Below are 23,891 nucleotides of genomic sequence, written 5' to 3'. Positions count from 1 at the left end.
AATTATTATGCTTCTTCGCCGAACCAACAGATGTTACGTGCAGCCATGATAAGCTCACCTGCGCGCTCTTCTGTTAGTCCATCAATACCTTCTATGTCATCAATACCTTGGTCAGCAAGATCTTCTAGTGTGATTACACCTTTTGCTGCCAGTTTGAATGCCATTTCACGTTCTAGACCTTCTAGGCCTAGTAGGTCTTCTGCTGGCTCTAGACCTTCGAACGACTCTTCTTGCGCTAGGGCAATTGTCGTTAGAGCGTCTTTCGCACGGCTACGAAGTTCTTCTACAAGCTCTTCGTTTAGACCATCAACTTCTAGAAGCTCAGCTACTGGTACGTAGGCTACTTCTTCTAATGTTGAGAAACCTTCTTCAACAAGAAGCTCTGCAAAGTCTTGCTCGATATCTAGGTACTTCATGAAGTTATCTAGAGATGCTTGAGACTCTTCAGCGTGCTTCTTCTGTAGGTCTTCAACAGTCATTACGTTCAGTTCCCAACCCGTTAGTTGAGACGCTAGACGAACGTTCTGACCGTTACGACCGATAGCTTGCGCTAGGTTGTCAGCTTCTACTGCGATGTCCATTGAGTTGGTATCTTCATCAACGATGATAGATGCAACATCAGCTGGCGCCATTGCGTTGATTACGAATTGCGCTGGGTTATCGTCCCAAAGAACGATATCGATACGCTCGCCGCCTAGCTCGCCAGATACAGCTTGTACACGTGCACCACGCATACCAACACAAGCACCAACAGGGTCGATACGTTTGTCGTTTGTTTTCACTGCGATCTTAGCGCGAGAACCTGGATCACGTGCCGCACCTTTAAGCTCGATGATCTCTTCAGCGATTTCTGGCACTTCCACGCGGAATAGCTCTTTAAGCATTTCTGGCTTAGAGCGAGTCACGAACAGCTGGAAACCACGTGCTTCTGGCGCAACTTTGTAAAGTAGACCACGAACACGGTCACCTGGACGGAAGTTTTCACGAGGAAGTTGGTCATCACGTAGGATTACCGACTCTGCGTTGTTGCCTAGGTCAAGCACGATAGTCTCGCGGTTAACTTTCTTAACAACACCAGTTACTAGTTCACCTTCGTTGTCGATGAACTGCTCAACAATTTGTGCGCGCTCAGCTTCACGTACTTTCTGTACGATAACTTGTTTCGCTGTTTGAGTCGTAATACGGTCAAACTTCACTGATTCGATTTCGTCTTCAACGTAATCGCCCAGTTCAATGCTGTCGTCATCAAAACGAGCTGCTTCTAGAGAGATCTCTTTTGTTGGGAACTCTACTTCTTCTACTACTAACCAACGACGGAAAGTTTCGAATTCGCCCGTTTTACGGTCGATAGCAACGCGAACGTCGATTTCGATATCGCGCTTCTTTTTAGTTGAAGTAGCTAGAGCGATTTCTAGTGCTTCAAAAATACGCTCACGAGGTACCGCTTTTTCGTTCGATACTGCCTCTGCTACCGCTAAAATTTCTTTACTCATTTGATATAGCCTCTAAGGTCAATGTTTAGGGACCTAAAATTTAGGGATCAGGTTAGCTTTTGAAATGTTGCTTAACGCAAACTGCTCTTCATTACCTTCAACGGTAACAGAGATGGTCTCGCCATCAACAGAGTGGATAGTACCCTTCCATTTGCGACGGTTACCTACAGCCATTTTCAAAACCATGCTCACCTCGTGACCAATAAATTGCTCGTAGTGTGCTGCTTTGAAAAGTGGTCTTTCTAAACCTGGAGAAGACACTTCTAGGTTGTAAGCCACAGTGATTGGATCTTCAACGTCCATTACTGCACTCACTTGACGACTTACTTCTGCACAATCATCAACAGTAATGCCATTCTCATGGTCAATAAAAATACGCAACGTTGAGTGTTCGCCTGCGCGAATAAATTCTAATCCAACTAACTCATAACCTGATGCTGCTACAGGAGCTTCAAGCATTTCAGTAAGTTGTCTTTCTAAACCAGTCATTTAAACCACTCCAGAAACAAAAAAAGGGCTCAGAGCCCATTTTAAATTCCAAGCATTTACCCAAATTCTTCCGTTGGAAAAATTTAGATAATAAAAAACCCCGATAAGTCGGGGTTTTTTATTGCTGGACCCTGATACGTTAAACAGAATCTGCTTAACTCGCAAAGCGTAGTATTGATTGCTTTGCGCAAACTTGTCCTTTTCCATTCTTTACATAAAAAGAAAGGTATTGGTTGCGGGGGCCGGATTTGAACCGACGACCTTCGGGTTATGAGCCCGACGAGCTACCAAGCTGCTCCACCCCGCGTCCGACTTGCTGAGCATTATACGCTCAAACAAAGGTTTTACAAGTTTGTAAATCAATGGTGCCGAGAGAGGGACTCGAACCCTCACACCTAAGGCACTAGCACCTCATGCTAGCGTGTCTACCAATTTCACCATCTCGGCAGCTAAATCTTTTTCTTAGCTAAGAATGATTAGCTTATTGCGGGATTTCTTCGCTCACTGGAGCTGGAACATCACTCGCTACGTCATCAGCCACTTGCTCAACAACTTGACCAGCTGTAGGGTCAATCCATTGAGATTCAGGTTTGTGCGTTGAAATATTACCAAGCACTAGGCTGATTACGAAAAATACTGTTGCAAAAATTGCAGTCATTCGGGTTAGGAAATTACCTGAGCCGCTTGCGCCAAACACTGTGTTTGATGCGCCAGCACCGAATGAGGCTCCCATATCTGCGCCTTTACCTTGTTGAATCAACACTAGGCCGATTACACCAATCGCTGCCAACAGGTAAATCACAAGTAGAACTTCAAACATTATTTGTCCACCTATGTTCCAAATTGTTAGGCCAGCGCCGCTCTTTTATTTACTTAGCAAGTAATTTTCGGAACAAGGCTAGCGACCTCCTTAATGAAGGCCGAGCAATACTAGCGAAACACGTCAACTCTGACAAGAGAAAAATAACAAAAAAAACTAACTTGAGAATCGATTGCTCAAAAAAGGGGCAAAAGCTCAATTTCAGCTATACCCTTCTCTAACAAAGAAAAAGAGAGGCCTTACGACCTCTCTTTATCTGCTTGATTCTCAATAATTGTACGAATTAAAAACTCGCTTTTACTGCATCAGCAATTTTCAGTGCAGAGCTCTGAACTAATTCAGCATCTTCACCCTCAACCATGACACGAATCAAAGGCTCTGTGCCTGATTTACGCAGTAATACTCGGCCTTTTTCACCTAACTCCGCTTCAACAGCTGAAACTGAATCTTTCACCGCTTGCGCTTCTAGCGGGTTAGAATCGCCGCTAAAACGGACGTTTTCCAATACTTGCGGGTAAAGTGTCATGCCTTGAGAGAGTTCATGCAGTGACATTTCACTGCCCACCACTGACGCCAATACTTGTAGCGCTGCCACAATCGCATCACCTGTGGTGACTTTATCAAGTAAGATAACGTGGCCTGAGTTTTCAGCGCCAATCTTCCAGCCTTTCTCAAGCAGTTTTTCCATTACGTAGCGATCGCCTACCGCTGCGCGTACAAATGGAATACCTAGTTGTTTCAGGCCATTTTCCATCCCAAGGTTGGTCATTAGCGTACCAACTACACCACCTTTTAGTTCGCCACGGCGAAGCGCATCACGAGCGATAATGTAAGCAATTTGGTCACCATCAACTTTGTTACCAAGGTGATCAACCATGATGATTCGGTCACCATCGCCATCAAATGCCAAGCCAAGCGCTGCGCCTTCTTCAACCACACGTTTTTGTAGCGCGCGAACATCTGTCGCACCTACTTCTGCGTTGATGTTAGTGCCATTAGGCTCCACACCCATAGGAATAAGGTCTGCACCCAGCTCTTTAAACACGTTTGGCGCAATGTGGTAAGTCGCGCCATGAGCACAGTCAACCACGATTTTTAGCGATGCTAAGCTTAGCTCTGATGGGAAAGTGCTCTTACAAAATTCAATGTAACGACCTGCTGCATCATTTAGACGGCTCGCTTTACCAAGCTCTGCAGATTCCACACATTCAATTTCTTTATCCAGCTCAGCTTCGATAGCCAGCTCAACTTCATCTGGTAGTTTTGTACCTTCTGACGAAAAGAACTTGATGCCATTGTCGTAGTATGGATTGTGCGATGCAGAGATAACAATACCTGCTTCAGCACGGAACGTTTGAGTTAGGTAGGCAACCGCAGGAGTTGGCATTGGACCAGTAAAGGTGGCCTTAAGACCCGCAGCAGCAAGACCTGCTTCTAAGGCTGACTCAAGCATGTAACCAGAAATGCGCGTATCTTTGCCGATAATTACTTTCTTAGTACCTTGTTTTGCAAGCACTCGACCAGCAGCCCAACCAAGCTTTAATACAAAGTCAGGAGTAATAGGGTACTGTCCCACTTTGCCTCGAACACCATCGGTGCCGAAATAACGTCTTTTATCAGACATGATGTTTCCTTTTTATTTTTAAATTCATCGATTATTCAATGTCGCAGTGACCACTTTCACTGCATCGAGGGTCTCCTCGAAGTCGTGGACACGAATGATCTGAGCGCCTTTTAATGCCGCAATAGTAGCGCAACTTACGCTTGCCGCAACACATTCTGCCGGCGTTTTATCCAATAGTTTAAACAACATCGACTTACGTGACATCCCCGCAAGTACTGGAAGATTGAATTGATGAAACTGTTCTAAATGAGCCAACATATGATAATTATGGTCTAGCGTTTTACCAAAACCAAAGCCGGGGTCAAGAATCAACTGTTCACGCTTAATACCAACCGCTTCACAAGCATCAATACGCTCTTGTAAAAATTGCCCAACTTCTTCCATCAAATCATCATAGTGAGGATTCGCTTGCATGGTGCGAGGTTGACCTTGCATGTGCATCAAGCAAATAGGTAAACCAGCTTGTGCAGCGACTTCCAACGCTCCGGGCTCAAGTAAAGAGCGCACATCATTAATAATATCTGCGCCGGCCTCTGCCGCTTGACGCATCACTTCGGCTTTACTGGTATCAACCGAAATCCACACGTCATGCTTAGCTCGAATCGCTTTAATAACCGGAATCACGCGTTGTAGTTCTTCTTCAAGCGCAACATCCGGTGCGCCAGGTCGTGTTGACTCGCCACCAATATCAATAATCGTCACGCCCGCTTCAATCATCTTTTCCGCTTGTTGAAGGGCATTTTCTAACGAGTTGAATCGGCCACCATCAGAAAATGAGTCCGGCGTTACGTTGAGAATCCCCATTACTTGAGGCGTCGATAGATCTAAGGTTTTATTGTTCGCAGTAATTTTCATCATAAATGCAAAAACCCCGAGTTGCCCCGGGGTTTGTTCTTATTTACTTAATTACTCTGAGTCTTTCTTTTCAGACTCTTGAGTATCAGTATTATCTTGTGCTTCAGCAGTTTCTGGTTGAGTTTCTGCTGGCTCTTGCGCTGCAGGTTTTTCTTCCGCTTTCACTTCTTCAGTTTTTGCTTCAGTCTGAGGCATCTCACCCCAACCTGCTGGTTCACGAATGACTTCTTTACGTTGCATTAGGTCTTCAATCTGACCCGCATCGATAGTCTCGTACTTCATCAACGCATCTTTCATTGCGTGCATGATATCCATGTTGTCTTGGATAAGTTTCAGTGCACGGTCGTAGTTGCGATCGATGATGGCACGAATCTCAGAGTCAATCAGCTTCGCAGTATCATCTGATACGTGTTTAGTCTGAGTAACGCTACGGCCTAGGAACACTTCACCTTCTTCCTCTGCATACAGGAGAGGACCAAGTTTTTCAGAGTAACCCCATTGAGTCACCATGTTACGCGCTAGGTTAGTCGCTACTTTAATATCGTTTGACGCACCAGTAGACACTTTATCAGCACCGTAAATAAGGTCTTCAGCGATACGACCACCGTAAAGTGTCGCGATCTTGCTCTCTAGGAACTGGCGGCTGTAACTAATCGCATCTTGCTCTGGCAAGAAGAAAGTCACACCCAATGCACGGCCACGAGGAATAATCGTTACCTTATGTACAGGATCGTGCTCTGGAGACAAGTAACCCACAATTGCGTGACCAGCTTCGTGATACGCTGTCGATTCTTTGATCTCTTCCGACATCACCATCGACTTACGCTCTGCACCCATGTTGATCTTGTCTTTCGCTTTCTCAAACTCAACCATAGATACGTTGCGCTTGTTGCCACGAGCTGCAAATAGAGCGGCTTCGTTAACAAGGTTAGCAAGGTCAGCACCCGAGTAGCCCGGAGTACCACGCGCTAGAAGTGAAGGCTCAACGTCTGCTGCTAGTGGTACTTTACGCATGTGAACTTTCAGAATTTGCTCACGACCACGAACATCAGGAAGACCAACCACAACTTGGCGGTCAAAACGACCAGGACGAAGAAGCGCAGGGTCAAGTACGTCTGGACGGTTAGTTGCTGCGATAACGATAATACCTTCGTTACCTTCGAAACCATCCATTTCAACCAGCATTTGGTTCAGTGTTTGTTCACGTTCATCGTGACCACCACCAACACCAGCGCCACGTTGACGACCTACCGCATCGATTTCATCAATAAAGATGATACAAGGTGCAGCTTTCTTCGCTTGCTCGAACATGTCACGCACACGAGATGCACCAACACCCACGAACATTTCTACGAAGTCAGAACCTGAAATAGTAAAGAACGGTACTTTCGCTTCACCTGCAATTGCTTTTGCAAGGAGCGTTTTACCCGTACCCGGAGGACCTACCATCAAGACACCTGTAGGAATCTTACCACCCAGCTTTTGGAAGCGGCTTGGGTCACGTAGGAAATCTACTAGCTCTTTCACGTCTTCTTTCGCTTCGTCACAACCCGCAACGTCAGCGAATGTTGTCTTGATTTGCTCCTCGCTCATCATACGAGCTTTGCTCTTACCGAAAGACATCGCGCCTTTACCGCCGCCGCCTTGCATTTGACGCATGAAGAAAATCCATACACCAATCAGTAAGATCATCGGGAACCAAGAGATGAAAATAGTACTTAGAAGGCTTGGCTCTTCTGGTGGAGTACCTTTTACAATCACATTCAATTTGATTAGGTCATCAAGAAGTTTTTGATCGTAAATAGGCATGTAAGTTACAAACTTACCACCACTACGAGGAACGAAAGTAATTTCGCTATCTTTAAAGGTCGCTTCCTCAATCTTGCCTTGGCCAACGTCCTGTACGAATGTGGTGTAATCAACCATTCTGCCGTTGTTTTCACCAGGCCCGAAGCTCTGGAAAACCGACATCAATACTACAGCGATTACTAGCCACAGAATTAAATTTTTTGCCATGTCACTCAAGGTGTCAGCCTCTCGATAACTAATTGTAATTAAAGGTAGGGTACTACAGTTTGAAAACTGTAGCTATAGTGTTAACTGCTGCTCAAACAAGCAAATAGTTAACCTTTGTAACCAGTGGCTACGATATATACTTCGCGAGAACGAGCTCTTGAAGAATCTGGTTTGCGAATCTTCACAACTTTGAACATATCGCGAACATCTTTCACGTATTGGTCGAATCCTTCACCTTGGAAGACTTTCACCACAAAGCTACCATTAGGTGCTAGAACTTGTCGACACATATCTAATGCTAGTTCAACAAGATACATTGCACGAGGTTGATCGACAGATAAATTTCCTGCCATGTTCGGAGCCATGTCCGACATCACAATATCAACCATGTCTGGTTGTATACGATCAAGCAATGCTTCTAGTACAGAATCTTCGCGGAAATCGCCCTGCAAAAAGGCCACCCCAGCAATGGAATCCATTGGTAAAATGTCACACGCAATGACTTGGCCTTCGTCACCAACAATCTTAGCCGCATATTGAGACCAACCACCCGGAGCCGCGCCAAGATCGACAACTGTCATGCCTGGCTTTAGTAATTTGTCTTTTTCTTGAATCTCTTCGATCTTAAAGATCGCACGCGAACGGTAGCCTTTTTTCTTAGCTTCGTTTACGTATCTGTCATCAAAATGTTCTTTCAACCAACGGCCAGAGCTCGCTGAATGTTTTTGTTTACTCATCTGATTCCTAATAAATAGAGAGACGCCATGCTCTATATCTTACTCATTGTGGTTAACAACAAGTGGGCTTTGACCAATAAATTATAGTCTTCAAGCATAGATGGCGTTAAAATGACGTTTTTCAACCCTAATATTAAATAAAATTGGCCGCGTAATGAACCTAAGCACTAAACAAAAGCAGCATCTAAAAGGCCTAGCGCACAGTCTAAAACCTGTCGTGCTTATGGGCGCAAACGGACTTACTGAAGCTGTTCTAGCGGAAATTGAAATCGCTCTAGATCACCACGAGCTGATCAAAGTGAAAGTCGCTTCTGAAGATCGTGAAACGAAAAACCTTATCGTTGATGCGATCATTCGTGAAACTGGCGCAGAAAAAGTACAAGTAATCGGTAAAACGTTAGTACTTTTCCGCCAAACTGAAGAGCGTAAAATCGAGATTCCACGTAAATAATAGCGTTTACGGAACAAGAAAAAGGTCGCCTAGGGCGACCTTTTTGCTTTCTGAGTGTTCGCTTAGATGTATTCTACGCGGTCAATCTCGAAATCTTTGTCGCCACCAGGAGTGGTAATCACAACTTCGTCACCTTCCATCTTACCGATAAGGCCACGAGCGATTGGTGAACTTACTGAGATGCGACCTGTTTTAATGTCTGCTTCATCATCACCCACGATTTGGTAAGTTTTCTCTTCGTCAGTATCAACGTCAATCAATGTCACTGTTGAACCAAAGATAATCTTACCTGTGTTATCCATTTTGGTTACATCAATAACTTGAGCAACAGATAACTTGTATTCGATATCACGAATTTGAGCTTCACAGATACCTTGCTCTTCACGAGCCGCGTGGTATTCCGCATTCTCTTTTAAATCACCTAGCTCGCGCGCTTCAGCAATCGCTTCAGAGATCTGCGGGCGAAGTTTAAGTAGTCGATCTAATTCTACACGTAGCTGTTGTTCGCCACGTAATGTCATTGGAACTTTTTCCATCATATACCTCTATGCCAAAGCAAACTTTGGACAAAACAAAACTACCCAACCCGTGGGGTCAGGTAGCGAGTGCAATTATTCATTTCTTTTAGTGTAAACAAACTCTGAGACTAAATCATCTTAATTCCATTCGACTCGCCTGCTATCTCACATTGCATGCAGTTTCTTACCTTAATTTCTGCTAATTGCGGATAAATCCATACTAATAAAAGCTAAAAAAAAGAAAAAATGCACATCTTTTCGGCTCGGTTCATATAAATAAAAAGTGCCTGATAATTAGCAACTTACACCAAACACCCACCATAAAAAACAGCGTTCAAAACCCAAATTTATATCGTTTTACTAACGAACACCGGAACTTTGGCGGTACAACTTGGCTCACGAATTATCCACCCTAGCCTTAGAGAAGTGTTTGATTTTATTCGCTCTAAGTTACTAGTGGATATCGTTATGAAGTCGGGTTCTAACTGGCTTCAACTTAATAAAACGATTTATGGACAGAAATTAGGACTAATAAGATGAACAAAACTCTGATTGCTCTAGCAGTATCAGCTGCAGCAGTAGCGACTGGTGCACACGCAGCGGAACTCTACAACCAAGACGGTACATCTCTAGAAATGGGCGGCCGCGCTGAAGCTCGTCTATCTCTAAAAGATGGCAACGCAGATGATAAATCACGTATCCGTCTAAACTTCCTAGGTAAAACAGACATCGGCAACGGTCTATACGGTGTTGGTTTCTACGAAGGCGAGCTAACTACAGCAGATAAAGGTCAAGCGACTGACACAGACGCAGACAGCCTAACTAACCGTTACGCGTATGCTGGTATCGGCGGTGCATTCGGTGAAGTTACTTACGGTAAAAACGATGGCGCTCTTGGCGTAATCACAGACTTCACTGATATCATGGCATACCACGGTAACTCAGCGGCTTACAAAATTGCTATCGCTGACCGTACTGACAACATGATCTCGTACAAAGGTCAATTTGCAGACCTAGGTGTGAAAGCAAGCTACCGCTTCTCTGACATCACTGAAGTAACTCCTACAAACAGCAACAACACTCACTACGATAACAACGATGCTGACGGTTACTCACTATCTGCTATCTACGCACTAGGCGAAACTGGTCTTAAACTAGGTGCGGGTTACGCAGACGGTAACCAGTTTATTAAAGACGACGCAGGTCAAAACCACCTTACAGATCGTAGCCAATACATGCTTGCTGCGTCTTACTCAATCAACGACCTATACTTCGCAGGTACTTTCGTTGATGGTCAAGATAAAGACAAAGCAACAGGCGACAAAACTGACCTAACTGGTTACGAATTTGCAGCGGCTTACTCACTAAACCAAGCGGTATTCTCTACAACATACAACTACCTTGAGTCTAAAGAAGGTGGCGTTAAAGCTGACGAAGCAGACAACATCGCAATTGACGCGACTTACTACTTCAAGCCTAACTTCCGCGGTTACGTTTCTTACAACTTCAACCTAATTTCTGAAGATGCAAGCAAAAACATTACAAAAGCAGATGCTGAAGATGAACTAGCACTAGGTCTACGTTACGACTTCTAATTGCTGACTATAAGTCACAAACTTCAAACGCCTGCTCGCTTGCAGGCGTTTTTTTTATATACTCAAAGCAATTTTCGTCAATTTGGCTCTTTTAACCGCTATGAAATTTTCTTCGCGTGTCCTACTCACTGCAAGTGCGCTTCTGTGTTCAGCCCAAGTATTTGCCTATGCCCCGCTTGATCATCTACCAAAAGGCAGTCGCGTTGCTATTGCTATTGAACCTCTGCAAGAAACGACGCCCTACCTAACGACATCAAATCGCGATCAGTTTTTTCCACCCGCTAGCACGTTAAAAGTCGTCACCGCTTTAGCCGCTAAATTGCAGTTAGGGGATGACTTTCGCTTCACCACAAAAATCGAAACCAACCAGCGAGATGTGGTTATTCGCTTTAGCGGCGATCCAACATTAAGGTCTGACGATTTAAAACAACTACTCACCAGTGCAAAGCAACAAGGTTTAAAAGAGATTAAGGGTGATCTTTGGCTTGATGGTTCTGTATTTACAGGCTACGAACGCGCTGTAGGATGGCCTTGGGATATCGTCGGCGTCTGCTACAGCGCGCCTTCCGCAGCGATCAGCTTAGATGAAAACTGCGTCCAAGCCTCCATCTACTCGCAAGAGAATGGTGCAACGCGCGTCTACACGCCTGAGCACTTTCCTATTTACGTTAACTCAACGGCAAAAACCGTCACTAAAGAATTTTATGAAGAGAGCAACTGTGATTTAGAGTTACTGACCACGCCAGATAACCATTACCAATTGCAAGGCTGTCTTGTTGAACGTAAAAAACCATTACCGCTGAAGTTTGCGGTACAAAATCCAGCTCTTTATACCCAACGAATGCTGCACAGCACACTAAATCAATTGGGGATTAAACTGAGAGGGGATATCCGTATTGGCCAACCAAATACTGGCCCTTATCGTCAGATTGCCCGACATGACTCTGCTAAGCTGCCTGAGCTACTTAGCGTAATGTTACGTAAATCTGACAACTTGATTGCCGACAATCTGGCCAAAACTATTGGCGCTCAGTACTTTAACCAAGCTGGCAGCTACAACAATGGCACTGAAGCAATTAAGCAACTGCTATTAGAAAAAGCAGGAATTGACCTCGCCCACACCAAAATTGTCGATGGTTCGGGGCTATCGCGTAACAACCTTTTCACTAGCCAAGACATGGCATCAGTACTGCGCTTTATCTGGAAAAATGATGCTCAGCTCAATTTGATCGCATTGATGCCAACCTCTGGCGAGAATGGCACATTAAAATACCGTCGAAGTATGCGTAATGAACCTATGAAAGGAAAGCTTATTGCGAAGAGTGGTTCTGTCTATGGCAGTAAGAACATGGCAGGATACGGACTGGATAGTCATGGCAATCCAGCGACCATTTTTGTTCAATATGTCGCGGACTACCACCCAGTTAAAAAGGACGATGATAAACCTACCATCGCCCCTATTACTCAATTTGAACAGCTGTTCTATCAGGATGTGCTGAAATACAGTCAGGCTAAAGCTAAAAAGTAATTAACCACAGTGAAGTAAATCCACATCCCCGATATATCGACCACAGAGGCCAATACAGGGCTAACCAGCACCGCAGGGTCTAGCTTGCAAGCCCGAGCAACAATGGGCAGTAAGCCTCCCAACGTGGTCGATATCGTCACCTGCACAAACAAAGCCACAGCAATAGCAACAGCAATCGTGGTTAAGTCAAAGCCCCCCGCAGAGCTACTATCACTAAACAGTATCACTCGAGCGATAATGACCACCGCAATCGCAAATGCCAAACAAACCGCAACTCGGCTTTCTTTCCAAAGCACAGACAACCACTGCCGCTTACGCAGCTCTCCGGTTGCTAAAGCCCGTATGACCAAAGTTGCCGCCTGCGAACCAGTATTACCACCAGCCGCAGCAATCACCGGCATATACACCGCAAGCAATACTAACTGGCTGAGCATGTCTTCATACTGAGCGATGATTAGCCCAGACACAATGCCAAGTAGAGCTAACGCCACAATCCAGCCAATGCGCTGTTTAACATGCTCCATCACTGAAGTGGTTAAATAGCTGGCACTTAAGTTGGCTTCGGAATAGATCAACCCCAGTTGGTGCGCATAATGGCGCGCCAACTTCTCTTGGCCACTTTCTTCTAATAGTGATAAAAGCTGCTGAACATAGCCTAGCGAGCAGTGATGTAAAATCCCTACCGCTTCTTCTATCGGCATAACAGTCAACAAGTGAACCTGATGTGTTTGATCGTATTGTAAAAAGGCTTTCCTAGCCGCACCAATTTCTTCTAAAGAAAAATTGGCAGAATTTTCCATATAGATATTGTTCATTACCGTCATGGCGAATCTCCCGATTAGCTTAAGGTAACGACCATCAGATACGCCGAGCGAAATCATCGAAAAGCAGCAACAACACATAGCCACTAGCCGCATAACAAATACGCTAAGAAGTATCGAAATCTAAAATGAAAAGAGAAAAAGAAGAGGAATCAAAGGATGCCCTACCCGATAGGTAGAAGCATGGAGTGCCAATACCAAAGCGGGTTACATTTCTCCCTTCGTCTTATTCATCCCACAACTGGGAGGATGGTCGGTATTGTTCATTAATAACTCCAAATAAACTGCCGATTTAGCAGCGCGCAGATGATAGCAAATTACGACAAGCATTCCCACGATTGGGCATCAAAAGCGCAATAAAAAAGCGCCTATTAAGGCGCTTTAAATCATTCAGTGCAAATGTACTCTATTACTTAACCGTAATACGAGCGAATTTACGTTTACCCACTTGGAATACGTAAGTACCAGCTTCAGGTGCAAATTTGGCATCCGCTACTTTTTCACCTTCAATCTTAGCCGCACCCTGCTTAACCATGCGCATTGCTTCTGACGTAGAAGCACATAGACCCGCTTCTTTAAGAAGGTTGCTCACTGGTAGGCCTGCTTCAAACTCAAATTCTGGCATGTCGTCAGGAATTTGGTTTTTAGCGAAGCGGTTCACGAACTCTTGCTCAGCGGCATCAGCATCTGCTTCAGAGTGGAAACGAGCAATGATCTCTTTCGCCAGTAAAACTTTGATGTCGCGTGGGTTTTTACCTTGCTCAACATCAGCTTTGAACTGCGCGATTTCACCTAATGGGCGGAAAGACAGCAGCTCGTAGTAGCTCCACATAAGATCATCAGAGATAGACATGATCTTACCGAACATCTCGCTAGGTGCTTCACTAATACCGATGTAGTTGTGAGCAGACTTAGACATTTTCTTCTCGCCGTCTAGACCAACAAGAAGTGGCATCATTAGAACAGCCTGTGGTTTTTGACCGTTCGCTTTTTGCAGTTCACGACCCATCAGAAGGTTGAACTTCTGGTCAGTACCGCCAAGCTCTACGTCAGTCTCCATTGCAACTGAGTCATAACCTTGAAGCAGCGGATACATAAACTCATGAATAGCAATTGGCTGACCGCCAGCATAACGCTTTTTGAAATCATCACGCTCTAGCATACGAGCAACCGTTTGGTGCGACGCTAGACGAATCATACCCTCAGCACCTAAATCAGATAGCCACTCAGAGTTGAATGAAATTGTTGTCTTAGCAGGGTCTAGAATCTTAAATACCTGCTCTTTATATGTTTCAGCGTTTGCTAGCACTTGCTCGCGGCTTAGCGGTGGACGCGTGGTGTTCTTACCAGACGGGTCACCAACCATTGCAGTAAAGTCACCAATAAGGAACGTTACTTCATGTCCAAGCTCTTGGAACGTGCGCAGTTTGTTGAAAATAACTGTATGACCCAGATGGATATCTGGCGCTGTTGGATCGGCACCCAATTTAATGCGTAGAGGGCGACCCTCTTTCAGCTTTTCAATCAGTTCTTCTTCAGGAATCAGTTCCTCGACACCGCGCTTAATCTCGGCCAGTGCTGCTTCAATACTCGCCATTCTTGTTCACTCCCACAGATTTGGCAAAAAAATGGTAATTTTACATCTTACTTGAATAGCGATGCTTTTTGAAACCAGTTAGACTAATCAGCTAGCATTTTTATTGAAATTTTAGAACGGACCAAGATGTTGTCTCTTTTAGCTCGGTTGCCACGGATGCACCAAGCACTGATTGTATTTATCACATTACTTATCGTGGTGGCTCTATTGCTGCCGGACTCTAAGTCTCTGCGTACAGAAGAAGGCTTTTATAAAGTAGGCCAAACTTACCCATTAGAAATCAAACCAGAAAACTTAACCGCCACAGAGCAAGCCTCCCCACTCGCCCAACTTCGCTGGGAAAAATATCAAGTTCAATCCGGTGAAAGTGCCGCTGTCGTTTTTCAACGCGCAGGCTTATCTTCTCGTTTGCTGTACCAACTGACGACCACCAATAACGAAATTGAACGCCAATTAACTAAGCTGCGCCCCGGTGACGTATTGCAGTTTGGTTTTGACGCCAACGATGACCTTATCCAAATTAAGCGCCAGCTCAGTGCATACGAAACGTACCTCATTACCAAAAAAGGTGACGTTTTTGTCGATGAGATTGACCAAAAAGAAGTGGTACATCAATACAACTACGCCGAAGCGTCAATCACTTCTAACTTCTGGAATGCGGCGATCACTGCCGGCCTAACCGCTAACCAAATCATGGAACTTGCTGGCATCTTTGGTTGGGATATCGATTTTGCCCTCGATATCCGCACTGGCGATAGCTTTAAAATCCTCTATCAAGAAAAAATCGTTGAAGGCGAAGTCGTGGGTCGCGGAAAGATCATTGCTGCGATATTTACCAACCAAGGCGACACCTTCAAAGCGATTTTGGACGACAACACCGGCAATTATTACGATGAAAAAGGGCGCGCGATGAAAAAAGCCTTCTTGCGCTCACCGCTCGATTTTCGCCGCGTAACGTCAAACTTTAACCCGACTCGTCGCCATCCTGTAACAGGAAAAGTCCGCGCGCACCGCGGCACAGATTACGCAGCACCTGTTGGCACGCCAATTTGGGCCGCCGGTGATGGCATCGTGCAGAAATCGAGTTATAACCAGTTCAATGGTAACTACGTTTTCATCAAACATAGCAATACCTACATTACCAAGTACTTGCATTTAAAACGCCGCACAGTAAAAACAGGTCAACGCGTTAAACAAGGCCAAACCATTGGTACTTTAGGCGGAACCGGCCGCGTAACAGGCCCGCACTTACACTATGAATTTTTGGTTCACGGCGTACATAAAAACGCTCGTACAGTGAAATTGCCGCAGTCGAAATCTCTCAAAGGTAAAGCGAAACAAACCTTTATCGCCAATGCCGAGATTAGGCTGAACAAGTTAGAACGCTACCGAGAATTACTCGCGAATAAATAAAAACAAAGCGCTGGTTTCGACCAGCGCTTTTAGTTTATAGAAGCTTGAAAACGAAGTCGGCGGCTACACCTTTACTTCATCAGTTTGCTCAGATTCTTGAGCCAAATTATTACGGCTAAACATCAACAGACATGGCGTCAGCACTAGCGTTAAAACAGTTGCAAATGCCAACCCACCAGAGACAGCAGTCGCTAATTGAGACCACCATTGAGTACTTGGCGCGCCAAACTCAACCTTCTGATTAATCAAATCAATATTCATCTCAAGCACCATTGGCAGCAAACCTAAGATAGTGGTCACGGTGGTCAGCAATACGGGTCTTAAACGCTGTACCCCTGTGCGTAAAATCGCTTCTCGCTTATCTAAACCGCGCCGGCGTAACTGGTTAAAGGTATCAATCAATACAATATTGTTGTTAACCACGATACCCGCCAACGCAATCACCCCGATACCAGACATCACCACCCCAAATGGCTTTTGGAAAATCAGTAAGCCAGCAAACACCCCAACAGTTGAGAACAGCACTGCGCTAAGAATCAAAAACGCCTGATAGAAACTGTTAAACTGGGTTATTAAAATGAGCGCCATCGCCACCAAAGCAACTAAAAACGCATTTTGCAAAAACGCCGAAGAGTTTTGTTGCTCTTCATTTTGGCCACGCAATTTAAAGCCCACATTAGGATTTAGCCCAAGATCATTTAAAGCTTGTTCAATCTTTGGTAGTTCAATTGCTAAGTTATAGCCATCATTCATGTCTGCCTTAATGCTGATCACTCTTAAGCCATCAACGCGATGAATCGTATCCTGTTTTTGATCAGGCACGATACTGGCAAAGTTGGTGATCGGCACCATCCCTGCCGGAGTTTTCACCCGTAGCTCATCAAACTTGCCAATATCGCGCTTGTCTTCTGGGTAACGAACCAAGATATCGACTTCTTCAGTCGCGTCATCAGGTAAGTAATCTCCGATGGTTAAACCATTCGTCACGAACTGAACCGTGTTACCCACCAAAGTCGCGTCAGCGGCAAAGCGAGACGCGTCATCACGACGAATGTCGACCTTCCAATCAATGCCTTCTTTGCTCGAATTATCACTGATGTTGGTAAAGGCAGGATTCTTATCTGCCCACGCTCTTACCTGCTTGGCAGCAACATCAATCTCCGTTAAATCATTACCAGTGACCTCTATAACTAAATCACTTTCAACCGGAGGACCGGCATCAGGGAATTTGTATTCAATCTCCACCCCGGCATAACTGTCCGTGATCTGCTTAAGCTCAGCGATGATCTCTTTCACGCTGCGTCGGTATTGCCAATCCACTGGGGTAATTTGAATTTGACCAATCACATCATCGCCGCCAGTGCGAGTGTAGACGCTTTCAAACTCATCATGACCAATCATTTTTACTTCTATCTGGCGCATTAACTGATCTTTTTCGTTAATCGCCAGATCGCCATAAGAGCGAACTTTGATGGTAAAAAATGGCGGATCGACCTCAGGGAAAAACTCAGCGCCTAAGCCCGCTTTGGAATACGCGGTGCCCACTCCAACCGCCAGCAAAATCGCTAACCCTAAGATTTTAAGCGGATGGCCAATCGCAACTCTTAGTGTGTGGTAATAAAACTTGGTTAAGCCCGTTGCTTGGGTAAAGTCCCCTTCATGTAGCGCCATCATTCGCTTGCGGTTCGTGTCTGTCACATTTTGCGGCTTACCAAATAGGCCTCCGAGCACTGGCACAAACAACATTGCCATCACCAAAGACGCCGCTAACGTAGCAATCAATGTGAGCGGAAGGTACTTCATGAACTCACCGGTAACATCCGGCCAAAATAGTAACGGAGCAAACGCCGCTAAGGTTGTCGCGGTCGATGCCGTAATTGGCCATGCCATGCGCTTCGCCGCATCACGATAAGCTTGCTTTCGTTCAACACCTTCTTGCATTCGCCGATCAGCAAACTCAGTCACCACTATCGCGCCATCCACTAGCATACCGACTGCCATGATGAAGGAGAAAAGCACCACAATATTGACCGTAATACCAAATAAGGCCAGCACCAACAACCCGGTTAAGAATGCTCCGGGAATAGACACACCAACCAACAGTGCGGTTCTTACCCCTAAGATCGCGATGATGACAATGACCACCAAAATAATCGCCGATAGGATGTTATTTTGCAGATCGTTAAGCATCATCTTAACGTCATCAGATTGATCCCATGTGTATTTGACCAATAGGTTATTCGGCCACTCCGGCGTTTTCTGCGCTTCAGTGAGCACTTGCTTAACGAGCTCTACCGTCTCTATGATGTTTTCGCCAGCACGCTTACTGACATCAAGCACGATCGCCGACTCTCCATCTAAGCGAGCATAACTTTCTGGATCGCGAAAGGCGCGACGCACTGTGGCAACATCAGCAAAGGTGATCACCTGCTTGCCATCGACTTTAATCGGCAATTCAAGTACGTCTTTTAAAGAATCAAATACCGAAGGCACTTTGACAGAAAAGCGTCCGTAGCCAGTATCAACAAAGCCAGCAGCAACCACTCGGTTATTCAACGCAATTAGATTGTAAATATCCGCTTGATCCAAGCCATAGCTTTCCATCAGAAGGGGATCAACAACGATTTCAACAATGTCTTCGCGATCGCCAGCAATTTTCACCTCTAATACTTGGCGATAGCTTTCCAACTTATCGCGCAGTTTACGAGCGATTTGAACGATGGTTCGCTCAGGTACTGTTCCGTACAACACCAAACTCAAGACTGGCTCTTCCGAAGCCAAAGTGACTTCATTTACAGTAGGTTCATCGCTGTCTTCTGGGAGCTTAGGCTTAGCTAAATCGACCGCCTCACGCACGTCAGCCATAGCTTTATTAAGATCGACACCGACAGAGAATTCCAACACCACCGAAGCATGGCCTTCCGACGCGGTAGAGGTCATCTCTTTCACCCCTTCCAACGAGCGTAACTCTTGTTCAATAGGACGAACGAGTAAACGCTCAGCGTCATTAGGGGAAATGCCTTGGTGACCAACTGAAACATAGATGATAGGAATGGCAATATCAGGGCTCGACTCTTTAGGAATCGTAATATAGGTAATCAGCCCCGCGATTAAAATAAACACAAGCAGAACCATCATAGTACGAGTGCGCGCAAGCGCTGCATCAATGATTGCAAACATAGCGCCTCCTACTGTTTACCTTGCTCAACCGCAATCACTTGATCACCATCGCGTACGAAGCCTTGTCCGGTGGTGATGATATCCACTTGCTCACCTAACCCCGTTAGCCACACCCCATCTTGCTCTGCCTTTACCAACTGAATAGGCACAAACTTCACCGTCTCTTGCTCTAGCGTTTTCACCCCTAAATTGCCTGACTCATCTAAAGCTAACATGGCTGGAGTCACTTTAACCGCGGATTGCTGCTGAAGATTGAGCGCCACTTCCGTACTAACCCCGGCCGGAATTTTTTGCTCAGGATTCGCTACTTCGACTTCAATGGGGAAGGTATTGGTTGATTCAGAAGAAACACGCGAAATGTAGCGCACCTTACCTTGGGTCTCTTGACCATTGATAAAGCGAATAGTCGCTGGCTGATTCAGCTTAAGATCTTGAATATGGCGCTCGCTAACATCCGCCTCAATCACCAATTTACTAAGATCAATTAGGGATGCCACAGGATCGCCAATACCCACAAAATCTCCTTGCTCGATAAATAGATGATCCACAATGCCATCAAACGGGGCGGTTACTTGAGTATTCGCTAACGCGATTTGTGCATTGGTGACCGACGCTTTTGCTTCAATTAATGCAGCCTGAGCATTGGCAAAGGCAACCTCACCTTGCAAACCACGCTTTTTCAGCGCTTGAGCAGCCTTATACTCTTTTTCTCGCACATTCAGCATGGCTTTAGCACGCTTAAGTTGAATATCGAGATCACCTTTATCAATCGCAGCAATGACTTGGTTCTTAGTCACCGAGTCGCCTTTATCAACCTGCAATCGAACAATTTTACCGGCGTATTCTGCACCGAGCTTCGCTTGGCGATCCGGCGCGGTTCGACCATACAAGTCGATGGTTTTATGAGTAGGTTCTGAATGAAAAGTTTGAAACGCCACTTTGGCAAGAGGGATATTTTGTGTGGTTTGCTGTTTCTGAGCCGTTTCATCTTCAGCTTTTAGAGCACCAAGACCAAGCCAAAGGCTCAGTAGCGCAATAAGAAACAGCGAAACAATATAGGGTTTGGTCGCCAAATAACGCGACAAAGACAACTTAGCCATAACTATCCTTTTATTTACATAAGCCTACTTCCTAATGGCTCATGACGTCTTTTACTGATTTAGCAATAAGTGTGATCAGATTAGGACGGTCGGTAATTTGAAGGTTGTGACTAAAAAGCCAATTCAAACAACCTAATAAAATCAGCACTGACGTTTTTTTACTCAACCTAGAATAACAAGGATGACGCGGATAACAAGTTTATAAATTACCCTAAATTTATAATTTACTAGAATATGATATCGATCTATCTCGAATAGCGGCGCATACCAAACCATCGACAATAAAAAGGCCGCCTTATGGCAGCCTTCAGACAATTCAGTATTGAATTCAATTACACGCTAAATGACGCACCACAACCACAAGTTGTTGTTGCATTAGGGTTATTTACGAAAAAGCGTGAACCTTCTAGCCCTTCAGTGTAATCAACCACACCACCGATCAGGTACTGCAGACTCATAGGGTCCACAACCAGCGTTACGCCGCTGTTTTCAATTGTAGTATCACCGTCATTAACGTTTTCATCAAAAGTGAATCCGTACTGGAAACCACTACAACCACCACCAGTGATGTAAACACGTAATTTCAGCTCTGGGTTTTCTTCTTCTGCAATCAATGCATTTACACGCTGTGCGGCTGCATCAGAGAACTTTAGGGGAATGCTAGCTTCGCTCACGACGACCTCTCTCACTTCATAGTTCTACTTCTAGTCTAGATGGCCTATGCCATGCTTAGAAATAGCGACAATTTTTTATACTTAATGATGGGATTATCTAATACCTGAGTGTAGCGTTCAAGTATTCACCAACAATCTCTGCAAGTATCCACTGATTCACTCTGATTTCTAAGGCAATTGCGTTGAAATTGCGCAGAATGTGCTAGAAAGCATTTCTTGAAGTGGGGCAGACAGGTACAATGCCTGCCAAATTGGTCCGAGCAATCAAAAGAGGATATATCAATGACCAAATCAGCAGAACTGTATCAAAAGGCACAGAATACCATCCCAGGTGGTGTGAACTCTCCAGTACGTGCTTTTAATGGTGTAGGCGGAGCCCCGATTTTTGTGGAGCGCGCTGATGGCCCTCTTATTTTTGATGCGGACGGAAAAGCCTACATTGATTACGTAGGTTCTTGGGGCCCGATGATCCTTGGCCACAACCATGCCATCATCCGCGAAGCAGTGATCAATGCAGCGCAGCGTGGTCTGAGCTTTGGTGCTCCTACTGAACTAGAAATCAACATGGCAGAATTAGTTTCTGAGCTTGTGCCTTCAATGGAACAAGTTCGCATGGTGAGCTCTGGTACTGAAGCAACCATGAGTGCGATTCGTCTAGCTCGTGGCTTTACTGGTCGCGATAAGATCATGAAGTTTGAAGGTTGTTACCATGGCCACGCTGACAGCTTGCTAGTAAAAGCAGGTTCTGGCGCACTCACGTTAGGTCAACCTAGCTCACCGGGCGTTCCGGCTGATTTCGCTAAACATACCCTAACGGCAACATTTAACGATTTAGACTCTGTACGTGAGCTATTCGCGGCCAACAAAGGTGAAATTGCTTGTATCATCGTTGAGCCAGTGGCTGGCAACATGAACTGTATCCCACCGGTTGACGGCTTCCACCAAGGTCTACGTGAAATCTGTGACCAAGAAGGCGCGCTACTGATCTTTGATGAAGTGATGACGGGTTTCCGCGTTGCACTGGGTGGCGCTCAAGCACACTACAACATCAAACCAGACTTAACCACACTAGGTAAAGTAATTGGCGGCGGCATGCCTGTTGGCGCATTTGGTGGTCGTAAAGATGTGATGCAATACATCGCACCAACAGGGCCTGTTTACCAAGCTGGTACACTTTCTGGTAACCCTGTTGCCATGGCTGCAGGTTTTGCCTGCCTAAATGTACTTCGCAACGAAGGCAATGAAGAGCGCCTAGCAAGCAAAACTAAGCAGCTTGCACATGGCTTTAAAGATTTAGCAGACAAACACGGTATTCCATTAGTGGTCAACCAAGTAGGTGGTATGTTTGGCTTCTTCTTCACTGAGCAAGAAAGCATAACCTGCTACGAAGACGTAACGAAATGCGACGTTGAACGCTTTAAGCGCTTCTTCCACCTAATGATTGATCACGGTGTTTACCTTGCACCTTCAGCATTTGAAGCAAGCTTTACTTCTTTAGCGCACGGTTCGAAAGAGATTGAAGCAACATTAGAAGCGGCTGACCGCTGTTTTGCAATTTTGGCTCAAGACGCTTAACCAAGACTCAAATAAGTTAAAGGCTGCGAGAATCGCGGCCTTTTTTATTGCCAGTTGAAAACTACCAGCAGCCCAATACCCACCACTAATAAACTAAACCAAGGAATACGTCTCTTTGGTTTTTGATGATTTTCTTGACTACATTTATCGTTATTGCAACAACCCATAATATTAACTCTCGATTGATAACGCTCTGATTTAGAGCCATTATACTGCTAACCTCTTTACCTATTGGACAACATTGTGTCAGATAAGATCAAAATTACCTCAAGCCACTGGGTGCTCGTTGCTGCACTGCTTGTTGCAGCCGCCGCCTGTTTTTTGTTGGTCGAGCCTTATATAAACTCCATTGTGATGGCCTTCATCATCTCTTTACTGATGTTCCCTATCCACGAATGGATTGAAAGCAAGTTGCCCAATCATAAAAACGTTGTCGCTTTGCTCTCATGCATCGTACTGACGTTTATTATTGTCATCCCACTATTATTTGTCTTTGCCGCCATTATTCAACAAGGCTCCTTGTTCTCACAAAACACGTATCACTGGGTGACTCATGGTGGTATTCAGCAAGTGTTCGAGCATCCATGGGTGACAAAAGGACTCAGCTTGATCAACACTTACTTGCCATTTGACGAAATCAACCCACAGGGCATTGCCTCGAAAGTGGCCGAGTTCGCCACTTCGTTTGGCTCGAACTTAGTAGGTATCAGCGCTAAAATTCTTGGTGATGCAACTAACTTCTTGATGTCATTCTTGTTGATGTTATTTGTTCTGTTCTTCCTACTGCGCGATCACGACAAAATCATTTCAGCTATTCGTCATATTTTGCCTTTATCTCGTAGCCAAGAAGACAAACTGCTAGAAGAGATTGAGCAAGTATCTAAATCGGCGGTTATGGGATCATTCCTCACAGCGATTGCACAAGGTTTTGCTGGTGGTATTGGTATGGCTATCGCCGGATTCCCAGGTTTGTTCTGGGGTACCATGATGGGTTTTGCGTCCTTTATCCCCGTGGTGGGCACAGCCCTAATTTGGGTGCCTGCGGTCACTTACTTGTTCTTAACTGGTGATACCTTCTGGGCCTTTGCCCTGCTTGGTTGGAGCGTAGCTATTGTTGGCTCAATTGATAACTTACTGCGCCCATTCTTAATGCAAGGCAGCGCGGGCATGAATACGCTCATGATCTTTTTCTCGCTGTTAGGTGGTTTACACTTATTCGGCCTAGTCGGCTTAATTTATGGCCCACTGATCTTTGCAATCACCATTGTATTGTTCAATCTTTACGAAGAAGAGTTCTCCGACTTTCTAGACTCTCAAGATAAGACCTAAACCAAACCATACTGATAGTTTTAAGCGAGGGAGGATTGTGAGAGAATCCTCCCTCTTTTTATTTAACCGATATCAA

General features: G+C 45.1%; 19 protein-coding genes and 2 tRNA genes. 6 read left to right on the top strand and 15 right to left on the bottom strand.

Features of this window, described 5'->3' with window-relative positions:
• Positions 1-5: 5 nt before the first annotated feature.
• The 9 genes from nusA to rlmE all read right to left on the bottom strand — a co-directional run bounded on the left by nusA (position 6) and on the right by rlmE (position 8,034).
• Positions 6-1,493, bottom strand: coding sequence for a transcription termination factor NusA (gene nusA / locus OH461_RS09860; protein WP_270020447.1), 1,488 nt, complete (start codon positions 1,491-1,493; stop codon positions 6-8).
• A 33-nt stretch (positions 1,494-1,526) separates the two neighbouring features.
• Positions 1,527-1,982 (bottom strand): ribosome maturation factor RimP, encoded by a 456-nt coding sequence (gene rimP / locus OH461_RS09855; protein WP_270020446.1) that lies wholly within the window; start codon positions 1,980-1,982, stop codon positions 1,527-1,529.
• 230 nt (positions 1,983-2,212) lie between these two features.
• Positions 2,213-2,289, bottom strand: a tRNA-Met gene (locus tag OH461_RS09850).
• Positions 2,290-2,345: 56 nt separating this feature from the next.
• Positions 2,346-2,429, bottom strand: a tRNA-Leu gene (locus OH461_RS09845).
• A gap of 34 nt (positions 2,430-2,463) precedes the next feature.
• The gene (gene secG, locus OH461_RS09840; RefSeq protein WP_270020445.1) at positions 2,464-2,802 is read right to left on the bottom strand and encodes a preprotein translocase subunit SecG; all 339 of its coding nucleotides are present in this window, start codon (positions 2,800-2,802) and stop codon (positions 2,464-2,466) included.
• A gap of 283 nt (positions 2,803-3,085) precedes the next feature.
• A complete protein-coding gene (glmM, locus tag OH461_RS09835) occupies positions 3,086-4,426 on the bottom strand; it encodes a phosphoglucosamine mutase (protein WP_270020444.1) in 1,341 nt (446 codons plus the stop codon).
• A gap of 24 nt (positions 4,427-4,450) precedes the next feature.
• On the bottom strand, positions 4,451-5,281 hold the full coding sequence (gene folP, locus OH461_RS09830; RefSeq protein WP_270020566.1) for a dihydropteroate synthase: 831 nt from the start codon (positions 5,279-5,281) through the stop codon (positions 4,451-4,453).
• 51 nt (positions 5,282-5,332) lie between these two features.
• Positions 5,333-7,297 (bottom strand): ATP-dependent zinc metalloprotease FtsH, encoded by a 1,965-nt coding sequence (gene ftsH, locus OH461_RS09825; RefSeq protein WP_270020443.1) that lies wholly within the window; start codon positions 7,295-7,297, stop codon positions 5,333-5,335.
• A 107-nt stretch (positions 7,298-7,404) separates the two neighbouring features.
• Positions 7,405-8,034, bottom strand: a complete 630-nt coding sequence (gene rlmE, locus OH461_RS09820) for a 23S rRNA (uridine(2552)-2'-O)-methyltransferase RlmE (RefSeq protein ID WP_260259853.1) — start codon at positions 8,032-8,034, stop codon at positions 7,405-7,407.
• 154 nt (positions 8,035-8,188) lie between these two features.
• On the opposite strand from rlmE, the gene yhbY reads away from it, so the two are divergent.
• A complete protein-coding gene (yhbY, locus tag OH461_RS09815) occupies positions 8,189-8,485 on the top strand; it encodes a ribosome assembly RNA-binding protein YhbY (protein ID WP_270020442.1) in 297 nt (98 codons plus the stop codon).
• 62 nt (positions 8,486-8,547) lie between these two features.
• Here yhbY and greA read toward each other — a convergent pair whose 3' ends face one another.
• Positions 8,548-9,021 (bottom strand): transcription elongation factor GreA, encoded by a 474-nt coding sequence (gene greA, locus OH461_RS09810; RefSeq protein ID WP_260259938.1) that lies wholly within the window; start codon positions 9,019-9,021, stop codon positions 8,548-8,550.
• Positions 9,022-9,539: 518 nt separating this feature from the next.
• On the opposite strand from greA, the gene OH461_RS09805 reads away from it, so the two are divergent.
• Together OH461_RS09805 and dacB are read left to right on the top strand one after the other, a co-directional pair.
• Complete coding sequence (locus tag OH461_RS09805) at positions 9,540-10,598, top strand: porin (RefSeq protein ID WP_270020441.1); 1,059 nt, start codon at positions 9,540-9,542, stop codon at positions 10,596-10,598.
• 100 nt (positions 10,599-10,698) lie between these two features.
• Complete coding sequence (gene dacB / locus OH461_RS09800) at positions 10,699-12,126, top strand: serine-type D-Ala-D-Ala carboxypeptidase (protein WP_270020440.1); 1,428 nt, start codon at positions 10,699-10,701, stop codon at positions 12,124-12,126.
• On the opposite strand, the gene OH461_RS09795 is transcribed toward dacB, so the two are convergent.
• Positions 12,105-12,950 (bottom strand): magnesium transporter, encoded by an 846-nt coding sequence (locus OH461_RS09795; protein ID WP_270020439.1) that lies wholly within the window; start codon positions 12,948-12,950, stop codon positions 12,105-12,107. The genes dacB and OH461_RS09795 overlap by 22 nt on opposite strands.
• 406 nt (positions 12,951-13,356) lie before the next feature.
• A complete protein-coding gene (gene tyrS / locus OH461_RS09790; protein ID WP_270020438.1) occupies positions 13,357-14,544 on the bottom strand; it encodes a tyrosine--tRNA ligase in 1,188 nt (395 codons plus the stop codon).
• Between the two features lie 126 nt (positions 14,545-14,670).
• Here tyrS and OH461_RS09785 point away from each other — a divergent pair, with 126 nt between their 5' ends.
• Positions 14,671-15,957: a peptidoglycan DD-metalloendopeptidase family protein gene (locus OH461_RS09785; RefSeq protein WP_270020437.1), complete on the top strand. Its 1,287-nt coding sequence runs from the start codon at positions 14,671-14,673 to the stop codon at positions 15,955-15,957.
• Between the two features lie 63 nt (positions 15,958-16,020).
• On the opposite strand, the gene OH461_RS09780 is transcribed toward OH461_RS09785, so the two are convergent.
• The 3 genes from OH461_RS09780 to erpA all read right to left on the bottom strand — a co-directional run bounded on the left by OH461_RS09780 (position 16,021) and on the right by erpA (position 20,911).
• Complete coding sequence (locus OH461_RS09780) at positions 16,021-19,137, bottom strand: efflux RND transporter permease subunit (RefSeq protein ID WP_270020436.1); 3,117 nt, start codon at positions 19,135-19,137, stop codon at positions 16,021-16,023.
• Positions 19,138-19,145: 8 nt separating this feature from the next.
• Entirely contained in the window at positions 19,146-20,237 is a 1,092-nt protein-coding gene (locus OH461_RS09775; protein WP_270020435.1) for an efflux RND transporter periplasmic adaptor subunit, read from the bottom strand.
• A 332-nt stretch (positions 20,238-20,569) separates the two neighbouring features.
• Complete coding sequence (gene erpA, locus OH461_RS09770; RefSeq protein ID WP_260259862.1) at positions 20,570-20,911, bottom strand: iron-sulfur cluster insertion protein ErpA; 342 nt, start codon at positions 20,909-20,911, stop codon at positions 20,570-20,572.
• 282 nt (positions 20,912-21,193) lie between these two features.
• Here erpA and hemL point away from each other — a divergent pair, with 282 nt between their 5' ends.
• Both hemL and OH461_RS09760 read left to right on the top strand, forming a co-directional pair.
• Positions 21,194-22,486 (top strand): glutamate-1-semialdehyde 2,1-aminomutase, encoded by a 1,293-nt coding sequence (gene hemL / locus OH461_RS09765; protein WP_270020434.1) that lies wholly within the window; start codon positions 21,194-21,196, stop codon positions 22,484-22,486.
• A gap of 243 nt (positions 22,487-22,729) precedes the next feature.
• On the top strand, positions 22,730-23,815 hold the full coding sequence (locus OH461_RS09760; RefSeq protein ID WP_270020433.1) for an AI-2E family transporter: 1,086 nt from the start codon (positions 22,730-22,732) through the stop codon (positions 23,813-23,815).
• Positions 23,816-23,891 lie beyond the last annotated feature (76 nt).

It is taken from the genome of Vibrio sp. LaRot3 (assembly GCF_027587025.1).
Classification (GTDB): Bacteria; Pseudomonadota; Gammaproteobacteria; order Enterobacterales; family Vibrionaceae; genus Vibrio.
Note: the sequence above shows the minus strand (reverse complement) of the source record. Positions and strands in the feature narration are given on the sequence as shown.

What these genes read in the sequence shown, in the direction of transcription:
- nusA (WP_270020447.1), bottom strand. Translation starts at nt 1,493, where the DNA reads ATGAGTAAAGAAATTTTAGCGGTAGCAGAGGCAGTATCGAACGAAAAA.
- rimP (WP_270020446.1), bottom strand. Translation starts at nt 1,982, where the DNA reads ATGACTGGTTTAGAAAGACAACTTACTGAAATGCTTGAAGCTCCTGTA.
- secG (WP_270020445.1), bottom strand. Translation starts at nt 2,802, where the DNA reads ATGTTTGAAGTTCTACTTGTGATTTACCTGTTGGCAGCGATTGGTGTA.
- glmM (WP_270020444.1), bottom strand. Translation starts at nt 4,426, where the DNA reads ATGTCTGATAAAAGACGTTATTTCGGCACCGATGGTGTTCGAGGCAAA.
- folP (WP_270020566.1), bottom strand. Translation starts at nt 5,281, where the DNA reads ATGAAAATTACTGCGAACAATAAAACCTTAGATCTATCGACGCCTCAA.
- ftsH (WP_270020443.1), bottom strand. Translation starts at nt 7,297, where the DNA reads ATGGCAAAAAATTTAATTCTGTGGCTAGTAATCGCTGTAGTATTGATG.
- rlmE (WP_260259853.1), bottom strand. Translation starts at nt 8,034, where the DNA reads ATGAGTAAACAAAAACATTCAGCGAGCTCTGGCCGTTGGTTGAAAGAA.
- yhbY (WP_270020442.1), top strand. Translation starts at nt 8,189, where the DNA reads ATGAACCTAAGCACTAAACAAAAGCAGCATCTAAAAGGCCTAGCGCAC.
- greA (WP_260259938.1), bottom strand. Translation starts at nt 9,021, where the DNA reads ATGGAAAAAGTTCCAATGACATTACGTGGCGAACAACAGCTACGTGTA.
- OH461_RS09805 (WP_270020441.1), top strand. Translation starts at nt 9,540, where the DNA reads ATGAACAAAACTCTGATTGCTCTAGCAGTATCAGCTGCAGCAGTAGCG.
- dacB (WP_270020440.1), top strand. Translation starts at nt 10,699, where the DNA reads ATGAAATTTTCTTCGCGTGTCCTACTCACTGCAAGTGCGCTTCTGTGT.
- OH461_RS09795 (WP_270020439.1), bottom strand. Translation starts at nt 12,950, where the DNA reads ATGACGGTAATGAACAATATCTATATGGAAAATTCTGCCAATTTTTCT.
- tyrS (WP_270020438.1), bottom strand. Translation starts at nt 14,544, where the DNA reads ATGGCGAGTATTGAAGCAGCACTGGCCGAGATTAAGCGCGGTGTCGAG.
- OH461_RS09785 (WP_270020437.1), top strand. Translation starts at nt 14,671, where the DNA reads ATGTTGTCTCTTTTAGCTCGGTTGCCACGGATGCACCAAGCACTGATT.
- OH461_RS09780 (WP_270020436.1), bottom strand. Translation starts at nt 19,137, where the DNA reads ATGTTTGCAATCATTGATGCAGCGCTTGCGCGCACTCGTACTATGATG.
- OH461_RS09775 (WP_270020435.1), bottom strand. Translation starts at nt 20,237, where the DNA reads ATGGCTAAGTTGTCTTTGTCGCGTTATTTGGCGACCAAACCCTATATT.
- hemL (WP_270020434.1), top strand. Translation starts at nt 21,194, where the DNA reads ATGACCAAATCAGCAGAACTGTATCAAAAGGCACAGAATACCATCCCA.